23 protein-coding genes are annotated in these 26,345 nt (G+C 70.5%); 16 read left to right on the forward strand and 7 right to left on the reverse strand.

Annotation, left to right across the window (positions count from 1 at the left end; translation table 11 throughout):
- The first annotated feature begins 19 nt into the window (after nucleotides 1-19).
- The 8 genes from ASE76_RS09945 to ASE76_RS09980 all read left to right on the forward strand — a co-directional run bounded on the left by ASE76_RS09945 (nucleotide 20) and on the right by ASE76_RS09980 (nucleotide 7,779).
- The gene (locus ASE76_RS09945) at nucleotides 20-1,195 is read left to right on the forward strand and encodes an acetyl-CoA C-acyltransferase (protein WP_055838456.1); all 1,176 of its coding nucleotides are present in this window, start codon (nucleotides 20-22) and stop codon (nucleotides 1,193-1,195) included.
- A gap of 76 nt (nucleotides 1,196-1,271) precedes the next feature.
- Entirely contained in the window at nucleotides 1,272-3,116 is a 1,845-nt protein-coding gene (locus ASE76_RS09950; protein ID WP_055838459.1) for an acyl-CoA dehydrogenase, read from the forward strand.
- Between the two features lie 21 nt (nucleotides 3,117-3,137).
- Nucleotides 3,138-3,335 carry a hypothetical protein gene (locus tag ASE76_RS09955; RefSeq protein WP_055838462.1) on the forward strand — a complete coding sequence of 66 codons (198 nt, stop codon included), beginning with the start codon at nucleotides 3,138-3,140 and terminating at the stop codon, nucleotides 3,333-3,335.
- A gap of 104 nt (nucleotides 3,336-3,439) precedes the next feature.
- Nucleotides 3,440-4,231: an SDR family oxidoreductase gene (locus ASE76_RS09960; RefSeq protein ID WP_055838466.1), complete on the forward strand. Its 792-nt coding sequence runs from the start codon at nucleotides 3,440-3,442 to the stop codon at nucleotides 4,229-4,231.
- Nucleotides 4,232-4,260: 29 nt separating this feature from the next.
- Entirely contained in the window at nucleotides 4,261-4,704 is a 444-nt protein-coding gene (locus tag ASE76_RS09965) for a PaaI family thioesterase (protein ID WP_055838469.1), read from the forward strand.
- A gap of 119 nt (nucleotides 4,705-4,823) precedes the next feature.
- On the forward strand, nucleotides 4,824-5,840 hold the full coding sequence (locus tag ASE76_RS09970; protein ID WP_055838472.1) for an NADP-dependent oxidoreductase: 1,017 nt from the start codon (nucleotides 4,824-4,826) through the stop codon (nucleotides 5,838-5,840).
- Between the two features lie 49 nt (nucleotides 5,841-5,889).
- Nucleotides 5,890-6,825, forward strand: a complete 936-nt coding sequence (locus tag ASE76_RS09975; RefSeq protein WP_055838475.1) for a glutathione S-transferase family protein — start codon at nucleotides 5,890-5,892, stop codon at nucleotides 6,823-6,825.
- 48 nt (nucleotides 6,826-6,873) lie between these two features.
- Nucleotides 6,874-7,779 carry an SDR family oxidoreductase gene (locus tag ASE76_RS09980; protein ID WP_055838478.1) on the forward strand — a complete coding sequence of 302 codons (906 nt, stop codon included), beginning with the start codon at nucleotides 6,874-6,876 and terminating at the stop codon, nucleotides 7,777-7,779.
- A gap of 106 nt (nucleotides 7,780-7,885) precedes the next feature.
- Here ASE76_RS09980 and ASE76_RS09985 read toward each other — a convergent pair whose 3' ends face one another.
- The 5 genes from ASE76_RS09985 to ASE76_RS10005 form a co-directional block, all read right to left on the reverse strand.
- The gene (locus ASE76_RS09985; protein ID WP_082448357.1) at nucleotides 7,886-8,512 is read right to left on the reverse strand and encodes a DUF2239 family protein; all 627 of its coding nucleotides are present in this window, start codon (nucleotides 8,510-8,512) and stop codon (nucleotides 7,886-7,888) included.
- 451 nt (nucleotides 8,513-8,963) lie between these two features.
- A complete protein-coding gene (locus tag ASE76_RS09990) occupies nucleotides 8,964-10,097 on the reverse strand; it encodes an SEL1-like repeat protein (protein WP_055838481.1) in 1,134 nt (377 codons plus the stop codon).
- A gap of 143 nt (nucleotides 10,098-10,240) precedes the next feature.
- A complete protein-coding gene (locus ASE76_RS09995) occupies nucleotides 10,241-11,995 on the reverse strand; it encodes a DUF4384 domain-containing protein (protein WP_082448282.1) in 1,755 nt (584 codons plus the stop codon).
- Between the two features lie 101 nt (nucleotides 11,996-12,096).
- Entirely contained in the window at nucleotides 12,097-12,522 is a 426-nt protein-coding gene (locus ASE76_RS10000) for a hypothetical protein (protein WP_055838484.1), read from the reverse strand.
- A gap of 88 nt (nucleotides 12,523-12,610) precedes the next feature.
- Nucleotides 12,611-13,324, reverse strand: coding sequence for a hypothetical protein (locus tag ASE76_RS10005; RefSeq protein ID WP_055838485.1), 714 nt, complete (start codon nucleotides 13,322-13,324; stop codon nucleotides 12,611-12,613).
- 445 nt (nucleotides 13,325-13,769) lie between these two features.
- On the opposite strand from ASE76_RS10005, the gene ASE76_RS10010 reads away from it, so the two are divergent.
- Together ASE76_RS10010 and ASE76_RS10015 are read left to right on the forward strand one after the other, a co-directional pair.
- Nucleotides 13,770-14,507 carry a response regulator transcription factor gene (locus ASE76_RS10010; protein WP_082448361.1) on the forward strand — a complete coding sequence of 246 codons (738 nt, stop codon included), beginning with the start codon at nucleotides 13,770-13,772 and terminating at the stop codon, nucleotides 14,505-14,507.
- A gap of 50 nt (nucleotides 14,508-14,557) precedes the next feature.
- A complete protein-coding gene (locus ASE76_RS10015; RefSeq protein WP_156362640.1) occupies nucleotides 14,558-15,808 on the forward strand; it encodes a sensor histidine kinase in 1,251 nt (416 codons plus the stop codon).
- A gap of 113 nt (nucleotides 15,809-15,921) precedes the next feature.
- On the opposite strand, the gene ASE76_RS10020 is transcribed toward ASE76_RS10015, so the two are convergent.
- Nucleotides 15,922-17,793 carry a monovalent cation:proton antiporter-2 (CPA2) family protein gene (locus ASE76_RS10020; RefSeq protein ID WP_055838491.1) on the reverse strand — a complete coding sequence of 624 codons (1,872 nt, stop codon included), beginning with the start codon at nucleotides 17,791-17,793 and terminating at the stop codon, nucleotides 15,922-15,924.
- Between the two features lie 231 nt (nucleotides 17,794-18,024).
- On the opposite strand from ASE76_RS10020, the gene ASE76_RS10025 reads away from it, so the two are divergent.
- The 5 genes from ASE76_RS10025 to ASE76_RS10045 all read left to right on the forward strand — a co-directional run bounded on the left by ASE76_RS10025 (nucleotide 18,025) and on the right by ASE76_RS10045 (nucleotide 24,400).
- A complete protein-coding gene (locus ASE76_RS10025) occupies nucleotides 18,025-20,445 on the forward strand; it encodes a Tex family protein (RefSeq protein WP_055838496.1) in 2,421 nt (806 codons plus the stop codon).
- An 85-nt stretch (nucleotides 20,446-20,530) separates the two neighbouring features.
- Complete coding sequence (locus ASE76_RS10030) at nucleotides 20,531-21,355, forward strand: HDOD domain-containing protein (protein ID WP_055838499.1); 825 nt, start codon at nucleotides 20,531-20,533, stop codon at nucleotides 21,353-21,355.
- Between the two features lie 20 nt (nucleotides 21,356-21,375).
- Entirely contained in the window at nucleotides 21,376-22,449 is a 1,074-nt protein-coding gene (locus tag ASE76_RS10035) for a hypothetical protein (RefSeq protein WP_055838502.1), read from the forward strand.
- Nucleotides 22,450-22,502: 53 nt separating this feature from the next.
- On the forward strand, nucleotides 22,503-23,471 hold the full coding sequence (locus ASE76_RS10040) for an alpha/beta hydrolase (protein WP_055838505.1): 969 nt from the start codon (nucleotides 22,503-22,505) through the stop codon (nucleotides 23,469-23,471).
- On the forward strand, nucleotides 23,468-24,400 hold the full coding sequence (locus tag ASE76_RS10045; RefSeq protein WP_055838507.1) for a YbgC/FadM family acyl-CoA thioesterase: 933 nt from the start codon (nucleotides 23,468-23,470) through the stop codon (nucleotides 24,398-24,400). The genes ASE76_RS10040 and ASE76_RS10045 overlap by 4 nt, the downstream gene beginning before the upstream one ends.
- Here ASE76_RS10045 and ASE76_RS10050 read toward each other — a convergent pair.
- A complete protein-coding gene (locus tag ASE76_RS10050; RefSeq protein ID WP_055838510.1) occupies nucleotides 24,376-25,302 on the reverse strand; it encodes a folate-binding protein YgfZ in 927 nt (308 codons plus the stop codon). The genes ASE76_RS10045 and ASE76_RS10050 overlap by 25 nt on opposite strands.
- A gap of 73 nt (nucleotides 25,303-25,375) precedes the next feature.
- On the opposite strand from ASE76_RS10050, the gene mltG reads away from it, so the two are divergent.
- Nucleotides 25,376-26,341 (forward strand): endolytic transglycosylase MltG, encoded by a 966-nt coding sequence (gene mltG / locus ASE76_RS10055; RefSeq protein ID WP_055839257.1) that lies wholly within the window; start codon nucleotides 25,376-25,378, stop codon nucleotides 26,339-26,341.
- Nucleotides 26,342-26,345 lie beyond the last annotated feature (4 nt).

A 26,345-nucleotide genomic window follows, 5' to 3' on the forward strand; every position in this document is an offset into this window, starting at 1 on the left:
CCACCCGAGGCATCCACACATGAGCAAAGCCGTCATCGTCTCCACCGCCCGCACCCCGCTCGCCAAGAGCTGGAAGGGCGCTTTCAACATGACCCACGGCGCCACCCTGGGCGGCCATGCGGTTCGCCACGCGATCCAGCGCGCCGGCATCGACGCGGCCCACGTCGAGGACGTGATCATGGGCTGCGCCACGCCCGAAGGCGCCACCGGCTCCAACATCGCCCGCCAGATCGCGCTGATGGGCGGCTGCCCGGTCACCACCTCGGGCGTCACCGTCAACCGGTTCTGCTCGTCGGGCCTGCAGACCATCGCCACCGCCGCCCAGCGCATCATCGCGGGCGAAGGCGAGGTGTTCGTCGCCGGCGGAGTGGAAAGCATCTCCTGCGTGCAGCAGGAGGCCAACACGCACATGCTGCGCGACCCCAACCTGGTCAAGCAGAAGCCCGAGATCTACTGGAGCATGCTGGAGACGGCCGAGCAGGTCGCCAAGCGCTACAACATCGGCCGCGATGCGATGGACGAGTACGGCGCCGCCAGCCAGCAGAAGGCCTGCGCCGCCCAGGCCGAAGGCCGCTTCGACGACGAGATCGCCCCGATCACGGTGACGGCCGGCGTGGCCGACCCGGTGATGGGCCTGCGCACCAAGGAAGTGACCGTCTCCAAGGACGAGGGCACCCGCGAAGGCACCACCAAGGAAGGCATCAGCGGCATCCGTCCGGCGATTCCCGGGGGCGTGATCTCGGCCGGCAACGCCAGCCAGTTCTCGGACGGCGCCGGTGCCTGCGTGGTGGTGTCGGAGGAGTACGCCGAGCGCCATGGACTGAAACCGCTGGGCCGCTTCCTGGGCTTTGCCGTCGCCGGCTGCGAGCCCGACGAGATGGGCATCGGCCCGGTGTTCGCCGTGCCGAAGGTGCTGGATCGCCTGGGCCTGAAGGTGTCCGACATCGACCTGTGGGAGCTGAACGAGGCTTTCGCGGTGCAGGTGCTGTACTGCCGCGACAAGCTGGGCATTCCGGCCGACCGGCTCAACGTCAACGGCGGCGCGATCGCGCTCGGCCACCCCTACGGCGTGTCGGGCCAACGCCTGACCGGCCATGCCCTGATCGAAGGCAAGCGCCGCGGCGCCAAGCGTGTTGCGGTGACGATGTGCATCGGCGGCGGCATGGGTGCGGCCGGCGTGTTCGAGGTGTTCTGATCCCATCGGGATCGACAGGTGGGGCCGCGCGATGCGGCCCTTTTCGTTTCCACCCTTCCTGACGGCGGCACCGGCCATGTCCCTGCGACCCACACTCGATTTCCTGCTCTACGACTGGCTGGACGCTCCAGCCCTCGCGGGTCGCGAACGCTTCGCCGACCACTCGCGCGAGACCTACGACGCGGTGCTCGACACCTGCGAGCGGATCGCCCGCGAAAAATACGCGCCCTTCAACCGCACCGTCGACACGCAGGAGCCGCAGTTCGACGGAGAAAAGGTGGTGCTGCCCGCCGCCACGCATGCGGCGCGCAAGGCCTATGCCGAATCCGGCATGCTGGCCGCGGCGCAGGACTACGCCGACGGCGGTATGCAGCTGCCCTACACAGTGGAGGCGGCGGCCAACGCCTTCTTCGCGATGGCCTCGATCAGCATCGGCTCCAACCTGCTGACCACCGGCAACGCCAACCTGCTGATGCAGCACGGCACGCCCTTGCAGAAACAGGTGTTCGCCGCGAACGAATTCAACGGCCGCTGGGCGGGCACCATGTGCCTCTCGGAGCCGCAGGCGGGCTCCAGCCTGTCGGACTTGGCGACGCGGGCGGTGCCCGACGGAGACGATGCCGCGCACGACCCGCTGGGGCCGCGCTACCGGCTCACCGGCAACAAGATGTGGATCAGTGCCGGCGACCACGAGCTGACCGAGAACATCGTGCACCTGGTGCTGGCCAAGATACCGGGGCCGGACGGGGCGCTGGTGGCCGGGACGCGGGGCATTTCGCTCTTCATCGTGCCGAAGTGGATGGTGCAGGTGGAGGCGGGCAACGGCGGCGACGTGCCGGCGCGGGTGGCCTTGGGCGAGCGCAACGACGTGGCGCTGGCGGGGCTCAACCACAAGCTGGGCTGGCGGGGCACCACCAACACGCTGCTCAACTTCGGGGAAGGGCGCTATCCCGTCGGGGGCAGGGCGGGCGCCGTCGGCTATCTGGTGGGCGAAGCCGGCAAGGGCCTGCACTGCATGTTCCACATGATGAACGAGGCGCGCATCGCCATCGGCATGGCGGCGTCGATGCTGGGCATGGCCGGCTACCACGCGTCGCTGGAGTACGCCCGCAACCGGCCCCAGGGCCGCCCGGTGGGGCCGGCGGGCAAGGACCCGGCCCAGCCGCAGGTCCGGATCATCGAACACGCCGACGTCAAGCGGATGCTGCTGGCCCAGAAGGCCTATTGCGAAGGCGCGCTGGCGCTGCAGCTCTACTGCGCACGGCTGGTGGACGAGCAGCACACGGCCGAGCCGGCCGCGGCCGACGAGGCCCGGCTGCTGCTGGAAGTGCTGACGCCGATCGCCAAGAGCTGGCCGAGCGAGTTCTGCCTGGAGGCCAACTCCCTCGCGATCCAGGTGCACGGCGGCTACGGCTACACCCGCGACTTTCCGGTGGAGCAGTACTGGCGCGACAACCGGCTCAACATGATCCACGAGGGCACCCACGGCATCCAGGCGGCGGACCTGCTGGGCCGCAAGGTGCGGATGGAGGGCGGGCGCGGCCTGATGCTGGTGGCAGGGCGCATCAACGCCACCATCGAGCGGGCGATCCAGCGGCCTGCACTGGCCGCCCACGCCAATGCGCTCGGCCAGGCGCTGGCGCAGGTGGGGGCCGCCACCAAGGCTGCCTGGGCCACCGAGGACCCGGCCGCCGCGCTGGCCAACGCGGTGCCCTACCTGCAGGCCTTCGGCCACACGGTGATCGCCTGGATCTGGCTCGACATCCTGCTGGCGGTGGAGGGCGAGGCGCCGGCGGCGCAGGGGCGGCGGGCGGCGGCGCGCTACTTCTATCATTACGAGCTGCCCCGGATCGGCGCCTGGCTGCAGGTGGTGCGCGAACGCGACCTCACCTGTGCCTCGCTGGCCGAAGACGCCTTCTAATCTTTTCGCTCCTCCTTCCGCATGACGAATCCCCTCCGCACCAAACGCATCGAAAACCTGATCTGGATCCTGATCTACGGCGGGCTGTTCAGCATGCTGGCCGGCGCCATCGCCCACGACAGCTCCGGCCCGACAGGCAAGACGCTGGTGGTGCTGGGCGGGATCGCCGCCGCGGCGGGCGTGGTGCTGATCTACGTCCGCTCGAAGATGGGCGACTAGGTACGGCCGGCCACCGCTATCACCGGCGGGACTCTCGCCTGCAGGCCGCCGCACCACAATCGTCCGACCCATTCACACAGACGCCGCAGAGGCGGGAGACACGGATGACACGCACGGTTCAACAACTCTTCGACCTCACCGGCCGCAACGCGCTGGTCACCGGCGGCTCGCGCGGGCTGGGGCTGCAGCTGGCGCGGTCGCTGGGCGAGGCCGGTGCACGGGTGATGCTCAGCTCGCGCAAGGCCGACGACCTGGAGGAGGCGGTCGCCACGCTGCAGGCCGAGGGCATCGACGCCCGCTGGACCGCCGCAGACTGCGCCCGCGTGGAAGACGTAAACCGGCTCGTCGACGAGACGATGCAGCGCATGGGCGAGATCGACATCCTGGTCAACAACGCCGGCGCCACCTGGGGCGCCCCGGCCGAGGACCATCCGGTCGAGGCCTGGGACAAGGTGATGAACCTGAACGTGCGCGGCTACTTCCTGCTGGCCCAGCAGGTGGGCCGCCGCAGCATGATCCCGCGGCGCACCGGCAGCATCGTCAACGTCGCCTCGATCGCCGGCCTGGGCGGCAACCCGGCCGCGATGCAGACCATCGCGTACAACACCTCGAAGGGCGCGGTGATCAACTTCACCCGCACCCTGGGCGCCGAATGGGGCCGCCACAACATCCGGGTCAACGCGATCTGCCCCGGTTTCTTCCCCAGCAAGATGAGCAGCGGCCTGATCGCCGCGATGGGCGAAGAAAAGATGGCCGCGCACGCGCCGCTCGGCCGCCTGGGCGACGACGAGGACCTGAAGGGCCTCTGCCTGCTCTACGCATCGGACGCCGGCAAGCACATCACCGGCCAGTGGCTGGCGGTGGACGGCGGCGTGAGCGCGGTGACTGCGGGATGATGGCGGTTTCTTCACCCGGATCTTCGCCCATGCCTTCCGAGAACGACCTGATCGACCGCTGGAACCAGAGCAGCATTCCCTTCGCCAAGCACCTGGGCTTCACCCTGCACAGGATCGCCGACGGCGCATCCGAGCTGCACTTCACCGCGGCGCCCGAGCACCTCAACACCCACGGGGTGACCCACGGCGGCGCCTCGATGGCGCTGCTCGACGTGACGATGGCCGCGGCCGCCCGCAGCGTCGATTTCGAGATGGGCGTGGTCACCATCGAGATGAAGACCAGCTTCATGCAGCCGGCCGCCGGCCCGCTGGTGGCCCGCGGCCGGCTGATCCACCGCACCGTCACCATGGCATTCGTCGAGGCGACGATCACCGATGCCGCCGGCGAGCCCTGCGCCCATGCCACCGGCACCTTCAAGTACGTGCGCCGTCGCCTGCCGGTGACGGCGGGCGAGGGCATCTCGACCGATTGAGCGTTGCAGGCGCGCATCGCACCAATTCAGAGGAAAAGTAGCTGCGGCTGGCGCCAAACGCCGACCACCAGCTATCGATTTAATAGCAACGGCCCACGGGCCCCATCCGGAGCACACCCATGACCCAGAACCGCCAGATCCTGCTCGACAACCGGCCCGAGGGCGAGGCCACCGCCGGCAACTTCCGCATGGCCACCGCCGAGACGCCCGCATTGCAGGACGGCCAGGTGCTGGTGCGCCACCACTACCTGAGCCTCGACCCGTACATGCGCGGCCGGATGAACGACAGCAAGAGCTACGCGGCCAGCCAGCCGCTCGGCGAAGTGATGATCGGCGGCACGGTGGGCGAGGTGGTCGAGAGCCGTAATCCCAAGTTCGCCGCCGGCGACAAGGTGGTCGGCATGGGCGGCTGGCAGGAATACAGCGTCGTCGACGCGGGCCAGCCCGGCGCGCTGCGCAAGGTCGACACCACCCACGTGCCGCTGTCGCACTACCTGGGCGCGGTCGGCATGCCGGGCGTCACCGCCTGGTACGGGCTGGTGAAGATCATCGCGCCCAAGGCGGGCGAGACGGTGGTGGTGAGCGCCGCCACCGGCGCGGTGGGAAGCGCTTACGGCGCGCTGGCCAAGGCCCGCGGCTGCCGGGTGGTCGGCATCGCCGGCGGCCCCGAGAAATGCAGGTACGCCACCGAGGAGCTGGGCTTCGACGCCTGCATCGACCACCGCGAGCACGGCGACCTGAAGGCCATGTCGAAGGCGCTGAAGGAAGCCTGCCCGGACGGCATCGACGGCTACTTCGAGAACGTCGGCGGCTACATCCTGGACGCGGTGCTGCTGCGGGCCAACGCGTTCGCCCGCATCGCCGTCTGCGGCATGATCGCCGGCTACGACGGCAAGCCGCTGCCGCTGCAGAACCCGGCGCTGATCCTGGTCAACCGGATGAAGGTGCAGGGCTTCATCGTCAGCGAGCACATGGAGATCTGGCCCGAGGCGTTGAAGGAGCTGGGCGAACTGGTCGGCTCCGGCAAGCTGCGCCCGCGCGAGACGGTGGCCGAGGGCCTGGAAGCGGCGCCGGAGGCGTTCCTGGGCCTGCTCAAGGGCCGCAACTTCGGCAAGCAGCTGGTCAAGCTGGTCTGAACACCCGGGCCCGCGGGCCCTTCGCCTCCCAATTCCCGAGGAACGCACGATGCCCGACCTGATCCTGCACCACTACCCCACCTCGCCGTTCTCCGAAAAAGTGCGCCTGGTGCTCGGCTACAAGCAGCTGCCCTGGCACTCGGTGCTGATCCCGGCCATCGCGCCCAAGCCGGACCTGACCGCGCTCACCGGCGGATACCGCCGCACGCCGGTGCTGCAGATCGGCGCCGACATCTACTGCGACACCGCGCTGATCTGCGATGTCCTGGAGCACCGGGCGCCCGCGCCCACGCTCTATCCCGAGCCCGAGAAGGGCATCGCCCGCACCCTGGCGCAATGGGCCGACAGCACGCTGTTCTGGGCCGCGATGGCCTGGAACCTGCAGCCCAAGGGCGCCGAGCAGATGTTCGCCAAGGCGCCGCCCGAGGTGGCCAAGGCCTTCGCCGCCGACCGGGCGGCGATGTCGGGCACCGGCATGACCCGGCTGCGCCCGGCCGACGCCGCGGCGGCGTACAAGTCCTACCTGCGGCGCCTGTCCGACATGCTGGACGACCGGCCGTTCCTGCTGGGCGCGGTGCCCAGCATCGCCGACTTCGCGGCCTACCATCCGCTGTGGTTCACCCGCACCCGGGTGCCGGCGGTGGCCGGCATCTTCGACCTGACGCCGGCGGTGGTCGACTGGATGGACCGGGTCGCCATGCTCGGCCACGGCAGCATGGCGCCGCTGGACGCGGCCGAAGCGATAGCCCGGGCCGCGGCCGCAACGCCGCTGCCGGTGGAGGGCGAGGTGTTCCAGGACGAGCACGGCATCGCGCTCGGCACCCAGGTCACCGTGGCGGCCGAGACCTTCGGCCCCGAGACGACGCAGGGCGAACTGGTCGCGGCCACCCGCATGCACTACACGCTGCGTCGCGAGGACGCGCGGGCCGGCACGGTGCACGTGCATTTCCCGCGCATCGGCTACGTGCTGCGCAAGGCCGCCTGAGCCGGCGGTTCCTTTTCGAGGCTTTCGATAAAAACAGGAGACGACAAGATGATCGAAGACTTCCGCGGCAAGACGGCGGTGCTGACCGGCGCCGGATCGGGTTTCGGGCTGGAGTGCGCCCGCATCGCCGCGGCGCGCGGCATGCAGCTGGTGCTGGTCGACGTGCAGCAGGATGCGCTCGACCGGGCGCGGGCCGAGATGGAGGCCGCCGGTGCGCAGGTGCTGGCGCGCCGGGTCGACGTGTCCGATGCCGTGCAGATGGAGGCGCTGGCGGCGGCGGTGCAGGACCGTTTCGGCGCGCCGCACTTCGTCTTCAACAACGCGGGCGTCGGCGCGGGCGGCCTGGTCTGGGAAAACTCGGTGGCCGACTGGCAGTGGGTGCTGGGCGTCAACCTCTGGGGCGTGGTGCACGGGGTGCGGCTCTTCACGCCGATGATGCTGGCCGCCGCCAAGGCCGATCCGGCATACCGCGGCCACATCGTCAACACCGCCAGCATGGCCGGGCTGCTGGCACCGCCCAACATGGGCATCTACAACGTCAGCAAGCATGCGGTGGTGAGCCTGACCGAAACCCTCTACCAGGACCTGCGCCTGGTCAGCGACCAGGTCTCGGCCAGCCTGCTGTGCCCGTTCTTCGTGCCGACCGGCATCAGCCAGAGCCACCGCAACCGGCCGGGCGACGCCGCGGCGGCCGCACCCACGCACAGCCAGCGCATCGGCCAGGCGATGAGCGACAAGGCGGTCGGCAGCGGCCGGGTGACGGCGGCCGAGGTGGCGCAGAAGGTGTTCGACGCGGTGGCGGCCGACAGCTTCTACATCTTCAGCCATCCGCAGGCCCTGGCCTCGGTGCAGACGCGCATGGAGGACGTGTTGCAGGGCCGCAATCCGAGCGATCCGTTCTCGCACAAGCCGGAACTGGGCCGCGACCTGAAGGCGGCGCTGCGGGCCGGCTGATAGGCGGGGCCCGGTCGCGGCACGCCGCGATGGTTTTTGACTCATGAAAGAAAACAGCCGTCGTCCTTGCGGATCGACGGCTGCGTGCTGCGAAAATAATAGCAGGTTACGGCGTCAGCGCCTCGGCCCACGCGCCGGAAGCCCGGGCCCGCGCATAGTCCCGGACATCTTCCGGCCAGGCGCTGGTCGACATGTCGAAACGCTTGCGATCGCCCACGAACAGGGCCCGCAGCGCATCCTCGTAACCGGGCAGGTTGCCTGCGATGGCGGACACGAAGCGGTAGGCCACCTCCTGGCCGGCACGCGCGCCGTCTTCCTGGGCGTAGCTCTGGCGCGCTTCCACCACCAACCGGCGGATCGCGACCGAGGCGCCCCCGGGCTGGCGCGACAGCCATTCCCAATGTTCGGGCAGCAAGGTCACCTCGCGGGCCACCACCCCGAGACGGGGACGGCCGCGCGGGCGGGGTGGCGGAGCGCAGACGGTCTCCTTCGACGACGAGTCTGCGGGCTCCGGTTGGGGTGCGAGATCTTCGACGCTGTCGAGATCGAGACAGCGGCCGGTACGGTCGTCGAAGACCATGAAGGGCCCCGCGACATGCTTCAACGCTTCGGCCACCGATGCACGGTTTCCGCTGGCTACCAGGAGGGTGCCGACGAAAGCTGTGCAGTGATCAATATGGTGCGGTGACGGGTCCGGGGCTGAAAAAGGAGCGGTGGGCGGAACAGCGGGCATCTCGGCGAACGTTAAGGTTATTTGCAAATATACGCATCAGAAACAAATTCAGATGCATGCACACCGTTCACATCGCCCGGGGCATGGGCCACGGAGAAACTTCTGGACTGGAGGCAAGCACAGCATGCTGCTGGAAACATAGATTCGAAAGGGCCTTGCGGCAGTGGAATGGTGAATTCCCTCGGGTGTTGGCCTCGATGCCGAACGCAGGTCAGATAACGCCTGGAGCCGGACTTCGTTGACTTCTGCGGATCGGGCCCGATAAGGCCTGCCCGCCATGGTCGGCGCACTGTACGGCGTTTGCGCGGTTTGCGGCTGCCTATTACATCCTCCAACACAGGGCGCGATTCTCCACCAACGCAAGCGGGAGAAACCTAGCGATTGAAACCGCTCGTCGGAATCTTGGATGCAACATGGTACTCAGCACTGTCTTTTGACATACCGACTGTCGTTATTTCCGAAAATTCGCCGGGAGATACTCGTAAAGCGGTGTCGGATCCCGCTGCAGCTGCGGCACGCTGGAAGGCGCGCCCAGCTGGGGCATGGCACCCGCCACGTCCACGTCCGCCAGTTGCCGCATCCAGGCGATGTCGATCTGCCCGTTGGCGGCCGGCCGCGAGTAGATCAGGCCCAGCATGCGGCGGGCTTCCGGACTGCCTTCCGACGCCGCCAGCTGGTAGAGCCGTATCGCCTCCGCGAAATTGGCGGGTACGCCGGCGCCGCGGTGGTAGCGCCGGGCAGCGGCCAGCCAGCCCTCGGGGCCCTGGCGGCCCTGCGTGCGGACCGCTGCCGCTTCGCGGCGCGACATCCACTCGGCATTGGCCGCCGCCGCCTCCGACCGCGGTGCTGCGGCGCGGAACCGCGCCAGTGCTTCCGTGGTGCGCCCCGCCGCGACATCTTCGATGCCCAGCTCGATCGACGCGGCGACGCTTCCTGCCTGTGCAGCGCGGACCAGGGTCTCGCGGTGCGGCGTGCGGTCGGGCGGCGGCCCCTGGCCCGGGAGCGGCGACGCCGCGACCTGCACCGGCGCGACGCCGTTCTGCGCCAGCCATTCCAGGTACAGCGCCAGGGCCCGCTGGTCGCGGCCGAGCCGGGCGATCCAGGGCCGGGCCGCGGCCGGGTCGGCCGGGCCTTCGCAGCCGTCGATCGCGCACCAGGCCATGCCGGCCGGCGCCAGCGGATCGCCCAGGTCGACGGCGCGCTCGAACCAGCTGCGTGCCTGCGCCGGGTCGGTCGCCACGCCCTTGCCGTGCAGGTAGGCCAGGCCGAGCAGCCAGGACGCGCGTGCGGAAGCCTTCTCGGCGGCGCTGCCGCGGCGGGCCCGCTGGGTGGCGGATGCCCGCAGCCGTGCCAGCTCGGCGACGTTGGCGGTCGAGGCCGGCTCCGCGATGCGCAGCGCCGCCGGGCCCACCGCGTCCGGCGGCCGGATCGGGTCGGGCGACAGCGGCGCGGTGGAGCGCAGCGGCGGCGGCGCCGTTGCCGAGCCGTTGCCGAGCGGCGCCAGGTCGACCCGGCCGGGTTGCATGCCGGCCGGGGCCGGCGCCGCGGTCAGCGCGTGGGCGGCCCCCAGGGCCCAGCATGCCATTGCCGCCAGACAGGCCGCGCCGAACCGGCGGCCCGGCGTCCGGCACTGGGCGGTCGCTGCCGCCCGGATCGGGGCGGCGAGGGATGTCGCGCCGTACGTTTGCATCGCGGGCGCTTCCGTGGTGCGCATTAGGGTGCCGGCGTTCAGCGGGTCGCGGCGACGGGTGCGGCCGGCGGCGCAGCGGCGTCGGCGCGCCTGGCGCTCACCTGCCACTGCAGGCCGCCGCGGACCACGCCGTCGCTGCCCATGCTCTGGCCGAAGGCCCGTTCCACGTCGTCGAGCGACGCGAACCCGGGCATCGCCTTCAGCGCAGGCCCCTGCAGCTCGGCGGACAGCCGGCCCGCCGGGTTGCGGTCCATCGCGAAGCAGGCGACGGCCTCGGTGCCCGGCTTGCCGGCGTCCATGATGAAGGCGGTGTTGGGGCTCATCCAGTCGGGGATGCGGATCGCCAGGTTGGCCGGCACCATCGCGTTGGGGTTGGCGGCGTTGGGCATCAGCCGCATCACCGTGCCGCCGGAGTCGACGAAGTAGCAGTACAGGAACGAGGCCCGCGACACGGTGGCCGAGAGGAACACCTGCTCGCCCTCGGTGAAGGCCGGCCGTTCGCCGGCGGGTTGCGGATTCTCGATCTGCAGGTTGACGGTGGTGACGGCCGGCGTGACCGGCGGCGTCGGGTCGCCGATATCGACGACCGGCGGTCCGTCCTCGTCCTTGTGGCCGGCGGGCATGGAGACCATTCCGCCGGCGTTCCAGCCGATCCGGTCGAGCGTGCCCTGGCTGGTCAGGCCGACGAAGTTGCGCAGCGCCCGCTCGTAGGTGGCGAAGTCGATCACGCCGGTGACGGCGATGCCCTTGTCGGCCTGGAACCGTGCGACGGCGGCGCGCAGCGGCGCGGCGTTGGCCGGCAGCGGCGCGGGCTGCACCGGCAGGTAGCCCTGGCGGGCGAAGGCGTTCTGCACCAGGGCCGACTGGCCCTGCGCGCCGCTCTCGTCGAACCACTCGCGCATCTGGCGCTGGAATCCGGGGTGGGTCTGGTCGAGCGTCAGGCACTGCCAGTAGGGCACCCTGGCCCATTTGCCGATCAGCTCGATCGTCGCCAGGTCGACCAGGGTGCGGGTGGCGGCGCCAGCGCCCTGGGTGTAGTCGCGGCCCACGTTGAAGGTGACGCCGTAGCTGCCGATGCGGCCGGCCAGGTCCAGGCCCTGGCCCGCGCCGCCGATCACCACCTCGTTGGCCGAATCCAGCCCGGGGATCAGGGTGCGGGTGCGGAAGTCGCCCAGGTGCATCTCCAGGCCGATGATGGTGCCGTTGCGGCTCTGGCTCAGGCCGGTGTCGAGGCGCGAGCCCGAGGTGCCGACGTCGCTGCGGTTGCTGACGACGTTCTGCTCCACGTACGAGATGGCGCCCGAGATGTAGAGCGCCGGGCGCTGCAGCTGCATCTGGTTGTTGTTGAGCAGGATGGTGGTCAGGTTCTGCACCGTGTCCTGCCGGGCGATGTCGACTTCGTAGTCCACCACCCGGAACGCATTGCTCAGGCGCGACATCTGCGAGAGCGCGGTGATCACCATGTCCTTGGTCGCCACCGGCACCCGGCTGGAGAAATCGGGGATCTGCTTGCTGGCGATCAGGGTGGTCGGCAGTTGGGCCTCGCGGAGCATGTAGTCCATGCACAGCAGCGAGTCCGAGAAGCTGGAGAGCGCCCGGTTGGGCCGCACCACCGGCCGGTCGTAGGTGGGCGCGTAGCTCTGGAAGGCGGCGTCCTTGCGCGCGTCGAGCGGCGTCGCGCAGCCTGCCAGGAACAGCGCCGCCGCCAGGGCGGTCGGCACGCCCAGCCGCAGGCCGGCGGGTGCCGCGGCGCGGGAGGCTGCGGACGGGTGCTGGGCGGGGTGGGGGCGCATGGTGGGATCCTGGTGCGGTTCGTGGGAGAAGGCGAGGGCGCACGGCCGCGGGCCCCGCAGGCGGCAGGCCCCGGGGCACGGAGTCGCCGTCGGCGACGGCGTCAGTTGCAGATGTTCACCAGGTCGCCCCGCAGCACCACCACCTGCTGCGTGGTCTTGCCGTTGGCACCCACCGTGGTGGTCGTCGTCGGCAGGGCGCCGATGGTCTGGGTGCAGGTGGTCTTGAAGCCGTCGGCCGTGGCGGTGTTGATCACGTCCTTGTCGGTCAGGATGCCGGTGGTGTCGCCCGAGAAGGCCTTGGCCTCGTAGCGGGCCACCTTGGCCTTCTGCCAGGCGGGCATGTCGCTCGACGGGCTCATGTAGCCCGAGCGTGCGGCGGCGGCGGTCGGCAGGCCCTGGACGAAGACCTTGCGCTCGAGCACGACCGGGTCTTCGCCCGGCGCTATCTGGACGGATTGCGCAATTGCCGGGCCTGCGCAGCAGGCCGCGAGGAGCGCGGCTGCCGAAAGACGGAACGTCGGGTGCATGGTGGCCTCCGGATCAAGGGGTGCAGGCAGGCGCCGGGCCGTGGCCGGCGCGCTGCGCTGCAATCAGGCGAATCGCAGCGAGGTCGGATCAATGGCAGGTCGGGCAAGGATCGCGCGGCTCGTCGCAGGCATCGTTGGAGGCGATGTTCTGGATGGCGTGGCTGCGTGCGCCGTTGGCTGCGTTGCTGATCGACGCGTTCTGCAGCGCGGTGGTCTGCTCGGAGTAGCCGGCGATCAGCACCCTGCCGAAGTTGGACGACAGGTTCTGCGTCGCCATGGCACCGTTGCCGCTGGCCAGGTTGGTCACGGTCGACGATGCCGACCAGACGTTTTGCTTCGAGGTGCCCTTGATCTCGATGCCGTCGCCGTTGTTGCTGGCCAGGTTCTGCAGCGCGGTCGCATCGCCGCCCTGCGCCTTGTTGGTCACGTTCGTATCGCGCAGGCCGGTGGTCTGCTCGGAGTACGCGCCCTGGAACACGGTCACGCGGCCGGCATTGCTCGAGACGTTCTGGTTGGCGAAGTCGCCGCGGCCGGCCGACTCGTTCTGCAGGGATCCGCTGCTGGCGGTGGTGACGTTCTGCCTGGAATTGCCCTTGATCTCGATCGTGCCGGCGTTGCTGGCCAGGTTCTGCATCGCCGTGTTGTTGGCGTTCGACTTGTTGGTCACATTGACGTTGGTCAGGCTCGCGGTCTGGAGCGAGGTGGCGCCCGCGGCGATGGTGATCGAGCCGGGCGAGGTCGGCTGAACGGCCATGGCGGCGGTGGCGATCGAGCAGAGAGCGAATACGGCGAGGTTCTTCATGACGATTCCTTCAGACGGTGGTGGCTGCCGGCGGACGGCCCGGAGGCAGGGGCTCGGTGGGAACCGCCCCCTTCGGGAAGCCGTTCTTTCCTTGCCTGGATGCAGTGTCTGCAGTGGAGGCCGCAGCGCCAATCGCCTGTAGGAGGTAGCCGGTTGCAGGCCGGTATCGTTACCCCGACCTACCCATCCGGCATCGCCATGCCACGATTCCATTGCCTAAGAAATTAACCCGGATCAAATAAACCCATTGCTATTTCTGGTCAGTAAGCAGTTGCAACTTTCGAAACATTGATTGTTTACAAGCGGACACCCTGTACACATTTACTTGCCGCTGTCCGCTAATACACCCCGACACAACGAAGAGGGGCGCACCATGCAACTGCCATCGATCGACGACCACCGCGCGGCCTCGCTCCGCGACGGATCGAGCGCCACCCACCGCCACATGCGCGACAGCGAAGGACTGCCGTTCCGGCTGCCGGCAGCCGCCGTGCCGACATGGCCCGAGTTCTTTCGCGGGCAGGAGGCCAACCCGATCCGGGTGCTGCTGGTGGACGACGACGCCCACATCCGCAACACCGTGGTGCGCGACCTGATGGCCGACCTTCGGATCCAGGTGGTCGGCCAGGCGGGCAGCTTCCGCGAGGGCCGGCGGCTGGTCGGCATGCAGGCGTTCGACGTGCTGCTGGTCGACCTGAACCTCGGCGACGGCTCGGGCCTGGAGCTGATCGAGCATGCCAAGGCGCTGCGCCCCGGCATCGAGGCGATCGTCATCTCGAGCATGGAGGACGAGCAGCGGGTGCTGCAGGCGTTCGAGCTGGGCGCCACAGGCTTCCTGGTGAAGAGTTCGTGGTTCGGCAGCTTCGCCCAGGCGGTGCTGCAGGTGGTCAACGGCGGCGCCTCGATCACGCCGCAGCTGGCGCGCCGATTGCTGATGCGCTTCGAGAAATCGAACGGCGGCGCGCGCAGCGCGCCCGCGCCGGCCGAGCGCGAAAAGCTCTCCGATCGCGAACGCGAGGTGCTGAAGCTGGTGGCCTCCGGCCACACCAGCGCCGAGGTGGGTGGCCGGCTGCAGATCAGCGCGCAGACGGTCAATTCCCATGTGAAGAACATCTACCGCAAGCTGCGGGTCAAGACCCGGGCCCAGGCCGTGAGCTATGCCGGAGCGCGCGGATTGTTGTAACCGACCGGGGTGGCGGTGGATGTCCGAATGTGTTGTCGAGCGGCCTGAACGTGGGTAACTCCCCCCTGCTGATCGTCGCGCTGGTGATACCCCTGTGCATGGCGATGGCGATGCTGCTCGCCGGTCGCCGGCGGCGCAGTCCGCGCGACCGGGCTTTCGCCGGGCTCTGCCTGGCCTGGACGCTCGACCTGGCGGCCGATCTGTGGCCCTGGGAGACGGCGGGCCTTTTCACCCCGCGCAACCTGAACGCGGTCAGCTGCTGCGCGGCGGTGCTGGCGCTGACCTGCTTCGGCATCATGGCCGGCCCGGTCGCGCCGGGGCCGCGCTGGACCACGGTTGGTTGGGTCGCAGCGGCCACAGCGGTGCTGGCCACCGCCGTATGGCTCGTCCATGCGACGACCGCGGCGGGTGCCGCATGGCTGGCGGCGCTGACCACGGCAGCGCTGCTGCCGCCGTTGCGATGCGCGCAGGTGCTGCGACACCATCCTCCGCGAAAGCCCTGGGGCTGGGCCGCGACCTGCGTCGTCGGCGCGGCCCTGCTGCTGCATGCCGCATGGCTTCCCTACCGGCAGGCGCTCGACATCGTGCTGCTCGACACCGCCTACCTGGGCCTGGTGCTCTGCGCCTGGATGCTGAGCGGGCCTGTGCTGCCCGAGCCGCAAGGCCCTCCGCAGGGCGAAGGCGACACGCTTTCCGATGCGGCCCAGGCCCGGCTGCAGCGCGCCGTGGCCCACGAACGGCAACGCATCGCGCAGGAACTGCACGACAGCATCGGCTCCCACCTGACCGGCCTGATCGCCCGGCAGGACCGCACGTTGCCGGGCCAGCAGGCGATGGCCGCAGCGCTGGAGGAGTGCCTTCTCGAGCTGCGAATCGTCGTCGACAGCTTCCACGACGACGGCGAATCGCTGGTGCTGTCGCTGGCCCGCCTGCGCTACCGGATCCAGCCATCGCTGGACCGGCTGGGCATCGCCATGCAGTGGAACGTGGAGGATGCCGATGCCTGGGGCACCCTGCCCGCGGAGCATGCCAAGGAACTGCTGCGGATCGCGCAGGAATCGCTCACCAACGTGATGCGCCATTCGGGCGCCACCCATGTCGCGGTCACGCTCTGCCGCCGGACCGCCGAGTCGGTGATGGTGCTGGAGGTGCGCGACGACGGCAGCGGCGGGGACCGCGCGACCGGTGCCGGCAAGGGGCTTGCCGGCATGCGGCGGCGGGCGCAGCAGATCGGTGCCCGGTTCGAGGTATTCGCCGAGCCCGGTTTCGGCACCCGGGTGTGGGTGGGGTATCCGCTGTGAGGGTGCTATGAAATCCATAGCTGTAGGCCGTCGCCCTGCGCCGGCAAAAGCCACTTTTCATACGTGAACCGCGCTCGTGGACCGAACGCGACCGTCGGGAAGGACGGGCGTGGCTAGTTCGAGGATTGCACCGCGGCCGGGCCGTCGCCAGCCGCCCCGATCGCCGCCGCCGCTTCGTCGTTGAGCGCCTGTCCGGTGCGCTTGGGCTTGGTCAGCGGCGTCGCCGTCCAGCGGTTGCCGTGCAGCAGGTCGCGGCCCTGGGCGATGCCGCCGGCCATCTGCAGCTGCAGGCGTTCCAGGTCGCGGCGGCGGATGTCCTCGGCGATCTCCTCGATGTCGCGCTCGGGCACGCCCACCTGGCGCAGCGCGGCGTTGCTGAACAGCAGGGCCGATTCGAAGGTCTCGCGCAGCTGGAAGTCGACGCCGTGGCGCACCAGGTCGATCGCGTGCTGCCGGTCGTAGGCGCGGGCCAGCAGCGGGATCAGCGGAAAGGTCTTCTTCGCCTCTTCGACGATCAGCGTGGTCGCGGCCCGGTCGTCGGTGCAGACCAGGATCGCCCGGGCGTGGCCGGCGCCGGCGGCGCGCAGCACGTCCATCCGGGTGCCGTCGCCGTAGAAGGCGTGGAAGCCGAACTTGGCCGCGTTGCGGATCTGGTCGGTGTCGCGCTCGATGATCGTCACCGGTATGCCGCGCGCCAGCAGCGCCTGGCTGGCGATCTGGCCGAAGCGGCCGAAGCCGATGATCAGCACCCCGCCCGCCGCGCCGTGGCCGCTGCCGGGGATGTCGGCCGCCGCCTGCACGTCGTGCATGTCGGGCACGATCGGCGCGTTGCGCTGCCAGCGGCGCAGCGCGAAGGCGGCCAGCGGCGTGAGGCCCATCGAGAGGATCACCGCCGCCGTCAGCAGCGCATGGGTGGGCGCGGCGATCAGCCCAGCGGTGGCGCCGGCCGAATACAGCACGAAGGCGAACTCGCCGCCCTGGGCCATCAGCACCGCCCGCTCCAGCGCCTCGGCGCCGTGGGCCCGGGTGAGCCGGGCGACCAGGAAGATGCCCGCGCCCTTGATCAGCATCGTCGCCACGACGGCCGCCAGCAGCAGCGGCCAGTCGGCCGCCACCAGCCGCAGGTCGAGCGACATGCCCACCCCCATGAAGAAGAGGCCCAGCAGGATGCCGCGGAACGGCTCGATGTCGGCCTCCAGCTGGTGGCGGAAAGTCGATTCCGACAGCATCACCCCGGCGGCGAAGGCGCCCATCGCCATCGACAGGCCGCCCCACTGCATCGCCAGCGCCGCGCCCAGCACCACCAGCAGCGCGGCGGCGGTCATCACCTCGCGCGCCCGGGCCCGGGACAGCACCCGGAAGAACGGGTTGAGCAGGAAGCGGCTCACCGCCACCAGCCCCACGATCGCGACCAGCCCGACGCCCACCTGCACCCAGCGCGAGCCGGTCTCGGCACCCGGCACCTGGGGCGCCAGCAGCGCGACCGCCGCCAGCAGCGGCACGATGGCCAGGTCCTCCAGCAGCAGCACCGACACGATCCGCTGGCCGCGCGGGGTGGAGGTGTCGCCGCGCTCGTCGAGCATCTGCATCACGATGGCGGTGGACGACAGCACGAAGCCCATCGCGGCGACGAAGGCGACCGGCGTGTCGAAGCCCACCGCCACGCCCGCCGCCGTCAGCAGCGCGCCGCAGACGGCCACCTGCGCCACGCCCAGGCCGAAGATCTGGCGCCGCAGGTTCCAGAGGCGCGAAGGCTGCATCTCCAGCCCGATCACGAAGAGGAACATCACCACGCCCAGCTCGGCGATGTGCAGGATCGTCTGCGCCTCGCTGAAGAAGCCCAGGCCGAACGGGCCGACGGCCAGCCCTGCCGCCAGGTAGCCCAGCACCGAGCCCAGGCCCAGGCGCTTGAACAGCGGCACGGCCACGACGCCCGCCGCCAGCACCACCACCGCCTTGGCGAGTTCGCCGCCCTGTTCGACCATGAGAATCGTCCTTTCGGGGGACGGCGGGTGGTGCAACCGGGTAAATACCCGCAGCCCTGCCGTCGAAATTTCGGTATAAAAAGTGCCTGCAGCCGTTGACTGTCGCCGGCCCCCAGCTACTTTTTGTATAGCAAGCCCGGCGCGCTGCCGGTGAGCCGGGAGCATATGGCACACTCGCCCGCTTTCGCCCACCTCCCACCCGCCGGCCCTCCCGGGGCCGCGCGCCGAGACATGCTGAACATCCTCCGCCAGATCGCCTCCGAAGTCCGCGTGACCGAGCAGCAGGTGCGCACCGCCGTCGAACTGCTCGACGGCGGCGCCACCGTGCCCTTCATCGCCCGCTACCGCAAGGAGGCCACCGGCGGCCTGGACGATATCCAGATGCGCGAGATCGAGGCCCGCCTGTCCTACCTGCGCGAACTCGAAGACCGGCGCGCCGCCGTGCTAAAGGCGATCGACGAGCAGGGCAAGCTGACCGACGCATTGCGCGCCGCGATCGCCGCCGCGCCCACCAAGCAGGAACTGGAAGACCTGTACCTGCCCTTCAAGCAGAAGCGCCGCACCAAGGGCCAAATCGCCCGCGAGTTCGGCATCGAGCCGCTGGCCGACCGGCTCTTCGCCGATCCGACGCTCGACCCGGCCGCGGAGGCAGCCGCCTTCACCCGGCCGCCCGAGGTGCTCGACGACGGCAAGCCCGGTGCCGATTTCTCCACCGTGCCCGCGGTGCTCGACGGCGTGCGCGACATCCTGTCGGAGCGCTGGGCCGAAGACGCGGTGCTGGTGCAGCGCCTGCGCGAATGGCTCTGGGCCGAAGGCCTGCTGCAGAGCAAGAAGGTCGATGCCAAGAACGAGAACGACCCCGACGTGGCCAAATTCCGCGACTATTTCGACTACGACGAGCCGATCGGCCGGGTGCCCTCGCACCGCGCGCTGGCCGTCTTCCGTGGCCGGGCGCTCGAAATCCTCGAGGTGAAGCTGGTGCAGCCCGAAGCGCCCGGCGCCGCGGCCCCGGCCGCCGGCACCCGTGCCTCGGCCGTGCCGACGCTCGCCGAAGGCCGCATCGCCCTGCACCTGGGCTGGAGCCACGCCGGCAGGGCCTGCGACGACCTGCTGCGCAAGTGCATCGGCTGGACCTGGCGGGTGAAGCTGGGCCTGTCGACCGAGCGCGACCTGTTCACCCGGCTGCGGGAAGACGCCGAGAAGGTCGCGATCAAGGTCTTCGCCGACAACCTGCGCGACCTGCTGCTGGCCGCGCCCGCCGGCCCCCGCACGGTGATGGGACTGGACCCGGGTATCCGCACCGGAGTGAAGGTGGCGGTGGTGGACGCCACCGGCAAGCTGGTCGAGACGGCCACCGTCTATCCGCACGAGCCGCGCAAGGACTGGGACGGCTCGCTCCACACCCTGGGCCGCCTGTGCGAGAAGCACGGCGTGAACCTGATCGCCATCGGCAACGGCACCGCCAGCCGCGAAACCGACAAGCTGGCCGCCGACCTGATCAAGTTGCTGTCGAAAGGGGCTGCAGCCGGCGCGGAGAGCCGACCTCTTGCTATCGAAAAAGTAGTAGTGAGCGAGGCCGGTGCCTCGGTCTACTCCGCCAGCGAGTTCGCCAGCCAGGAAATGCCCGACGTCGACGTGAGCCTGCGCGGCGCCGCCAGCATCGCCCGCCGGCTGCAGGACCCGCTGGCCGAACTGGTGAAGATCGACCCGAAGAGCATCGGCGTGGGCCAGTACCAGCACGACGTCAACCAGAGCGAGCTGGCCCGCACGCTGGAGGCGGTGGTGGAGGACTGCGTGAACGCGGTGGGCGTCGACCTCAACACCGCCAGTGCGCCGCTGCTGGCGCGCGTCTCGGGCCTGTCGGGCACGGTCGCGAAATCGGTGGTGCGATGGCGCGAGAGCAACGGCGCGTTCCGCAATCGGCAGCAGTTGCTGGCGGTGACCGGCCTGGGCGCCAAGACATTCGAGCAGAGCGCCGGCTTCCTGCGCATCCGCGGCGGCGACAACCCGCTCGACATGACCGGGGTGCACCCGGAGACCTACCCGGTGGTCGAGCAGATCATCGCCCGGGTGCAGCAGCCGGTGGCGGCCGTCATGGGGCGTGCCGACATGCTCAAGACGCTCAAGCCCGAGCTCTTCGCCAACGAGCGCTTCGGCGTCATCACTGTCCGGGACATCCTGGGCGAGCTGGAGAAGCCGGGGCGCGACCCGCGGCCCGATTTCAAGGTGGCCCGCTTCAACGACGGGGTGGAGGACATCGCCGACCTGCGCGAGGGGATGGTGCTGGAGGGCACGGTGAGCAACGTCGCCCAGTTCGGCGCCTTCGTCGACCTGGGGGTGCACCAGGACGGGCTGGTGCACGTCAGCCAGCTGAGCCACAAGTTCGTCAACGACGCGCGCGAGGTGGTCAAGACCGGCGACATCGTGCGGGTGCGGGTGGTCGAGGTGGACGTGGCCCGCAAGCGGATCGCGCTGTCGATGAAGCTCGACGCGCCGCCCGCCCAGCGCGGCGGCGACGACCGCCGCGCCCGCGACAACCGCTACGAGGCGCCGCCCCGCGGCGGCCAGGCGCGCCGCGCCCCGGAGCCGGCCGCGGCCGGCGCGATGGCCTCGGCCTTCGCCAGGCTGCAGCCGCGCGGATCCCAGAAGTAACATAATGCAAGCGAGCGTTCTGCCTGCGTTTCGACGGGGCCGGTAGTCCACCGGGCATCCGCAACTAGAGACAAGACTGCATTCCATGGAGTTGAACAAGCTGCTTGCCACCCCCACCGCGCTGCCCAGCATCCCGCGGGTGGTGGCCCTGCTGATGAGCGAGCTGGACCGCGAGGAGCCCGACCTGCGCAAGGTCAGTCAGCTGATCAACACCGATCCGGGCCTCACCGCGCGGGTGCTGCAGCTGGCCAATTCGGCGTTCTTCCAGCTGTCGCAGCGCATCGGCGGCGTGTCGGAAGCGCTGGCTATCCTGGGGCTGACGCATGTGCGCTCCCTGGTGACTGCCGCTTCGATCAGCGGCGCCTTCCGCGCGGTGCCCGGCATCAGCATGCAGCAGTTCTGGCGCTACAGCCTCGACGTGGCGAAGATCTCGCGCTCCCTCGGCGGCGTGGTGCACCTGAACCAGGGCACCGCCTTCACCTCCGGCCTGATCCACGCGGTGGGCGAACTGGTGATGCACATGGGCATGCCCGAGCAGATGGCCCACGTCAACACGACCCTGCCGGTGCTCGACCTGCGCCGCGCCCGGCTGGAGCACCGGCTCTTCGGCTACAGCTATGCCGAGGTCGGCGCCGGCCTGGCCCGCGCCTGGCAGTTTCCGCAGCAGATCGTCGACGCGCTGCAGCACCAGCAGGCGCCTTTCGAGAACGAGGTCTACGAACCGCTGGCCGGCGTGATCCACCTCGCCACCTGGCGCGCCCGGGCCCGCGAGTCCCAGCTCGACGACAAGGAACTGGCCGTCACCTTCCCGGACGTGGTCGGCCTGGCGCTGGACCTGGACATCGACGCGGTGCTGCAGCAGGACCCGATCGACTGGACCAGCCGGTTCGAGGCCGGTCCGTTCTCCTGACCGGCCGGCGCCACCACCCGATGCAGGCATTGCGGATCTACGCCGGCTCCGCGGCGCGCCGGCACCTGGAGCGCCACGGCCTGCAGCCGTCGGACGTGCAGGTGATTCCCGCAGCGGCGGGCGGGCCGAAGGGGCTGGTCCTCGGGCGGCTCGACCGGTACCTGTTCGGCGACTGGCTGCCGAAGAGCGGCCAGCCGGTCGCCCTGGTGGGCGCATCCATCGGCGCCTGGCGCATGGCGACCGCCTGCCTGCCCGACCCGGTCGCCGGCTTCGCGCGGCTGGAGCGCGACTACATCGGCCAGCGCTACGACTTTCCCGCCGGCCGCGGCCGGCCGCTGGCCGACGACGTCAGCGCGCAGTTCGCGGCCAGCCTGCACAGCTTCTACGACGGGCGGGTGCCCGCGCTGCTGGCGCATCCCCGCTACCGGCTGCACGTGCTGGCGGCGCGCGGCCGGATGCTGCTGACGCGCGAGCACCGCTGGGCCACGCCGGCCGGCTACCTGGGTGCGTTCGTGTCCAACCTGGCGCACCGCCGCGCGCTGGGCGCATGGATCGAGCGGGTGGTGTTCTCGGCCGGGGAGGGCGGCCTGCCGTTCGGCACCGGCGACTTCCCCACCCGCCGGGTACCGCTGGACGCGGCCAACTTCCATCCCGCGCTGCAGGCCAGCTGCTCGATCCCGTTCGCGCTGCGCGCCGTCGCCGAGATCCCCGGCGCACCGCCGGGCGCCTACTGGGACGGCGGCATCACCGACTACCACCTGCACCTGCAGTACGACACCGGCCCGCAGGGCCTGGTGCTGTATCCGCACTTCCAGCGCGCGGTCGTGCCCGGCTGGCTCGACAAGGCGCTGCGCTGGCGCCACCGACCGACCGGCTTCCTCGACCGCATGATGGTGCTGGCGCCCGACCCGGCCTGGATTGCGACGCTGCCGCGCGGCAAGCTGCCCGACCGGCAGGATTTCGTGCATTTCCGCAACGACCACGACGCGCGCGCCGCCGCCTGGACCGCCGCCGCCGGGGCCAGCCAGCAACTGGCCGACGAGTTCGACGCCTGGCTGGCGCGGCCCGACATGGGCCGGGTACAGCCGCTCTAGCCGCCGGTTCGCGCGCGACACGACGCCCCGCGCCGCATGGGCATACTTTCGGGATGCAGACGCTTTCGCCCTTTCCCCTGACGCCCGCCATGCAGAGCGTGGTGAGCCGCATCGCCCGCGCCGGCCATCCGCCGCTGCACACCCTGTCGCCGCTACAGGCGCGTGCCGCCTATGCCGCCGGCGCCGAGGTGCTGGAGGTGCCGCGCGCGCCGCTGGCCCGGGTGGAGGATTTCCACATCGCCGCGCGCGACGGCCACCCGCTGCCGGCGCGACTCTACGCGGCCGGGCAGGGCGCCGCGCCCCTGCCGGCGCTGCTGTACCTGCACGGCGGCGGCTTCACCATCGGCGGCATCGGCACCCACGACGTGCTGTGCCGCGAGCTGGCCCGGCTGTCGGGCTGCGCCGTCGTGTCGCTCGATTACCGGCTGGCGCCGGAGCACCGCTTTCCCACCGCGCACGACGATGCCTGGGACGCGCTGGCCTGGCTGCACCGCCACGGCGCCGAGCGGGGCATCGACCCGGGCCGACTCGCGGTCGGCGGCGACAGCGCCGGCGGCACCCTGGCCGCGGCCTGCGCCCTGCAGGCCCGCGACGCAGGCCTGCCGCTGGCGCTGCAGCTGCTGTTCTACCCCGGCTGCGCGCCCCGGCAGGACACGCCCTCGCACCGCCGCTTCGCCGACGATCCGCTGATCGACGCCACCCAGATCGACTGGTTCTTCCGTCACTACCTGCGCAGCGACGCCGACCGCGACGACTGGCGCTTCGCCCCGCTGCTCGCGCCCGACGTGGACGGCGTCGCGCCTGCCTGGTTCGGCCTGGCCGAATGCGATCCGCTGGTCGACGAAGGCCTGGCCTACGCCGACCGGCTGCGAGCGGCCGGCGTGCCGGTCGACCTGGAGCTATGGCACGGCGTGACCCACGAATTCATCAAGATGGGACGGGCGATCCCCGAAGCCCGACTGGCCCACGCCGCCGCCGCCGCCGCGCTGCGCCAGGCACTCGACACCGAGGTTCCCGCATGACGACCGCCCCAGTTTCCGCCCGGCCCGCCGACGGCCGTCCCACGCTGCGCGACTTCCGCCTGCGCCACCGCCTGCGGGTGCGCTGGGCCGAGGTCGACATGCAGAAGATCGTGTTCAACGCCCACTACCTGATGTACCTGGACACCGCCATGGCCGAGTACTGGCGCGCCCTGGCCCTGCCGTACGAGGCCAGCATGCAAGCCTTGGGCGGCGACCTCTATGTGAAGAAAGCGACGCTGGAGTACCACGCCTCGGCCCGGTCGGACGACCTGCTGGAGGTGGCTCTGCGCTGCACGCGGGTCGGCAGCAGCAGCATCGTCTTCGAGGGCGCGGTCTTCCGCGGCGACCGGTTGCTGGTGAGCGGCGAACTGGTCTACGTCTTCGCCGATCCGGCCAGCCAGACCGCGCGGCCGGTGCCCGAAGCCCTGCGGGCGGTGCTGGCCGATTTCGAGGCGCGGCGGCCGGTGACCGCGCTGCGCACCGGCGGCTGGGACACGCTGGGCGAGGCGGCCGGCCGCGTCCGTACCGCGGTTTTCGTGGAAGAGCAGGGCATCGCGGCCGAGGAGGAGTGGGATGCCGAGGACGCCACCGCGGTGCATGCGGTGGTCTTCAACCGGGTCGGTGCGCCTGTGGCGACAGGCCGGCTGCTGCGGCACGCGCCGGGCGTGGGCCGCATCGGCCGGATGGCGGTCGACCGGTTGCTGCGGGGCGGCGCGCTCGGCCGCGCGGTGCTGGATGCGTTGGTGGAGCAGTCACGGCTGCGGGGCGATGCCGCCGTGGTGCTCAACGCCCAGCGCAGTGCCGAGCGCTTCTATGCGCGGGCCGGCTTCGCGCCGTTCGGAGAGCCGTTCGACGAGGTGGGCATTCCCCACATCGCCATGCGCCGCGACTTCGGTCTTCCGATTCAGATGTCCTCGGCCAGCGCGTAGGGCAGGGCTTGCAGGCCCAGCAGCGTGCCGCCGGCGGTGCCGGCCCGCAGTTCGCCGTCCTGCGTGGCCGCCACCTGCAGCGAGGCGATCAGGTCCCAGCCACTGCCGTCGGGCGTGGCCGCCGCCTGCACCACGGTGCCGCAGGGCTGCGATTCGTCGGCCGAATGGAACACCTCGTCGCCGACCGCCACCGCCTGCTGCGCATGCAGCAGGTAGGCGCGGCGCTTCAAGGTGCCGCGGAACTGGCTGCGCGCCACCACTTCCTGGCCCGGGTAGCAGCCCTTCTTGAAATTGACCCCGCCGACCGATTCGTAGTTGAGCATCTGCGGCACGAAGGCATCGACCACCGGCGCGGTGAGCGTCGCCACGCCGCTCATCACATCGCCCCACTGCCACACCGCGTCCGGCAACGCCGGGCCGGCCGGCAGCGGATCGCCGGCGGGGGCGATCCACAGCGCCCGCGGCTGGCCGGCGGCGACCGGCAGGAACACGATATTCGCGGTACCGGAATCGATCCGGGCCCAATCGCCGTGCCGGCCCGGCGCTATCGTTTCGAGAGCATCGCCCGCCAGGCCGCACAGGGTGAATTCGGCCGTCGCGTCGGTGAGCTTCGCCTTGGCCCGCAGCACGAACATCGAGAGGCGCTTGCGGGTGGCTTCCAGCAGGTCGCGGCTGCAGACCAGCAGCACCTCGCCGGGGCTGCGCAGGTAGCCAACGAAGCTGGCCTGCATCCGGCCCTTGGCCGAGAGGAAGGCCGCGAGCCGCGCCTGGTCGGGCGCCAGCAGCGCGAAATCCTGGGTCAGCTGGCCCTGCAGGAACGACACGGCGTCGTCGCCCGCCACGCGGATGACGCCGAGGTGGTCGAGAGGGGCGATACCGTTGAGCAAAGAGGATGCGGTCATCGGTCCATTATCATCGTCGGTTGATTTCAACAAGGGCACCACGGTTGTGAAGGCACTGCGACGTTTGCTGGCGATGGTGGCGGTCCTGGCGTTCCTGCTGGTCGCCGCGGTGTTGTGGTGGCTGCACCAGCCGCTGGCGGTGCGCACGCCCATGGTGGACCTGTCGATCGAGCCCGGCCGCACGCCGCGCGGCGTGGCGCAGGACGTGGCGAACGCCGGCGTGATGGTCGATCCGCGGGTGCTGTACCTCTGGTTCCGCCTGTCGGGCCAGGACCGCCAGATCCGGGCCGGCAGCTACGAGCTCGACGGCACCACCACCCCGCGCAACCTGCTGCAGAAGCTGGTGCGCGGCGACGAAGCCCTGCGCAACGTGACCCTGGTCGAGGGCTGGAACTTCCGCCAGGTGCGCGATGCCCTGGCCAAGGCCGAACAATTGAAGCCCGACACCGCGGGCCTGACCGACGAGGCGATCATGGCCCGGCTGGAGCGCCCGGGCGTCGCCGCCGAGGGCCGCTTCTTCCCCGACACCTATACCTACGCCAAGGGCTCGAGCGACCTGGCGCTGCTGCGCCGCGCCCTGCATTCGATGGACCGCCGGCTCGACGCCGCCTGGGCCCAGCGCGCGCCCACCACGCCGCTCAAGACGCCGCAGGACGCGCTGGTGCTGGCCAGCATCGTCGAGAAGGAAACCGGCCGGGCCTCCGACCGCGCGCAGATCGCCGGCGTGTTCAGCAACCGGCTGAAGGTCGGCATGCCGCTGCAGACCGACCCGACCGTCATCTACGGCCTGGGCACCGCGTTCGACGGCAACCTCCGCAAGAAGGACCTGCAGACCGACACGCCCTGGAACACCTACACCCGCACCGGCCTGCCGCCCACGCCCATCGCGATGCCGGGCCGCGCCGCGCTGCTCGCCGCGGTGCAGCCGGAGGCGACGCAGGCGCTGTATTTCGTCTCGCGCGGCGACGGCACCAGCCATTTCAGCCCGTCGCTCGAAGAGCACAACCGCGCGGTCGACCAGTACCAGCGCAGAAAGTAGCCCT

The sequence above is a fragment of the Xylophilus sp. Leaf220 genome, assembly GCF_001421705.1.
In the GTDB taxonomy this organism is placed as follows: domain Bacteria; phylum Pseudomonadota; class Gammaproteobacteria; order Burkholderiales; family Burkholderiaceae_C; genus Xylophilus.

Excerpts from the sequence above, each read along its gene's own strand:
- ASE76_RS09945 (WP_055838456.1), top strand. The coding sequence starts at position 20 with ATGAGCAAAGCCGTCATCGTCTCCACCGCCCGCACCCCGCTCGCCAAG.
- ASE76_RS09950 (WP_055838459.1), top strand. The coding sequence starts at position 1,272 with ATGTCCCTGCGACCCACACTCGATTTCCTGCTCTACGACTGGCTGGAC.
- ASE76_RS09955 (WP_055838462.1), top strand. The coding sequence starts at position 3,138 with ATGACGAATCCCCTCCGCACCAAACGCATCGAAAACCTGATCTGGATC.
- ASE76_RS09960 (WP_055838466.1), top strand. The coding sequence starts at position 3,440 with ATGACACGCACGGTTCAACAACTCTTCGACCTCACCGGCCGCAACGCG.
- ASE76_RS09965 (WP_055838469.1), top strand. The coding sequence starts at position 4,261 with ATGCCTTCCGAGAACGACCTGATCGACCGCTGGAACCAGAGCAGCATT.
- ASE76_RS09970 (WP_055838472.1), top strand. The coding sequence starts at position 4,824 with ATGACCCAGAACCGCCAGATCCTGCTCGACAACCGGCCCGAGGGCGAG.
- ASE76_RS09975 (WP_055838475.1), top strand. The coding sequence starts at position 5,890 with ATGCCCGACCTGATCCTGCACCACTACCCCACCTCGCCGTTCTCCGAA.
- ASE76_RS09980 (WP_055838478.1), top strand. The coding sequence starts at position 6,874 with ATGATCGAAGACTTCCGCGGCAAGACGGCGGTGCTGACCGGCGCCGGA.
- ASE76_RS09985 (WP_082448357.1), bottom strand. The coding sequence starts at position 8,512 with ATGCCCGCTGTTCCGCCCACCGCTCCTTTTTCAGCCCCGGACCCGTCA.
- ASE76_RS09990 (WP_055838481.1), bottom strand. The coding sequence starts at position 10,097 with ATGGCATGCTGGGCCCTGGGGGCCGCCCACGCGCTGACCGCGGCGCCG.
- ASE76_RS09995 (WP_082448282.1), bottom strand. The coding sequence starts at position 11,995 with ATGCGCCCCCACCCCGCCCAGCACCCGTCCGCAGCCTCCCGCGCCGCG.
- ASE76_RS10000 (WP_055838484.1), bottom strand. The coding sequence starts at position 12,522 with ATGCACCCGACGTTCCGTCTTTCGGCAGCCGCGCTCCTCGCGGCCTGC.
- ASE76_RS10005 (WP_055838485.1), bottom strand. The coding sequence starts at position 13,324 with ATGAAGAACCTCGCCGTATTCGCTCTCTGCTCGATCGCCACCGCCGCC.
- ASE76_RS10010 (WP_082448361.1), top strand. The coding sequence starts at position 13,770 with ATGCGCGACAGCGAAGGACTGCCGTTCCGGCTGCCGGCAGCCGCCGTG.
- ASE76_RS10020 (WP_055838491.1), bottom strand. The coding sequence starts at position 17,793 with ATGGTCGAACAGGGCGGCGAACTCGCCAAGGCGGTGGTGGTGCTGGCG.
- ASE76_RS10025 (WP_055838496.1), top strand. The coding sequence starts at position 18,025 with ATGCTGAACATCCTCCGCCAGATCGCCTCCGAAGTCCGCGTGACCGAG.
- ASE76_RS10030 (WP_055838499.1), top strand. The coding sequence starts at position 20,531 with ATGGAGTTGAACAAGCTGCTTGCCACCCCCACCGCGCTGCCCAGCATC.
- ASE76_RS10035 (WP_055838502.1), top strand. The coding sequence starts at position 21,376 with ATGCAGGCATTGCGGATCTACGCCGGCTCCGCGGCGCGCCGGCACCTG.
- ASE76_RS10040 (WP_055838505.1), top strand. The coding sequence starts at position 22,503 with ATGCAGACGCTTTCGCCCTTTCCCCTGACGCCCGCCATGCAGAGCGTG.
- ASE76_RS10045 (WP_055838507.1), top strand. The coding sequence starts at position 23,468 with ATGACGACCGCCCCAGTTTCCGCCCGGCCCGCCGACGGCCGTCCCACG.
- ASE76_RS10050 (WP_055838510.1), bottom strand. The coding sequence starts at position 25,302 with ATGACCGCATCCTCTTTGCTCAACGGTATCGCCCCTCTCGACCACCTC.
- mltG (WP_055839257.1), top strand. The coding sequence starts at position 25,376 with ATGGTGGCGGTCCTGGCGTTCCTGCTGGTCGCCGCGGTGTTGTGGTGG.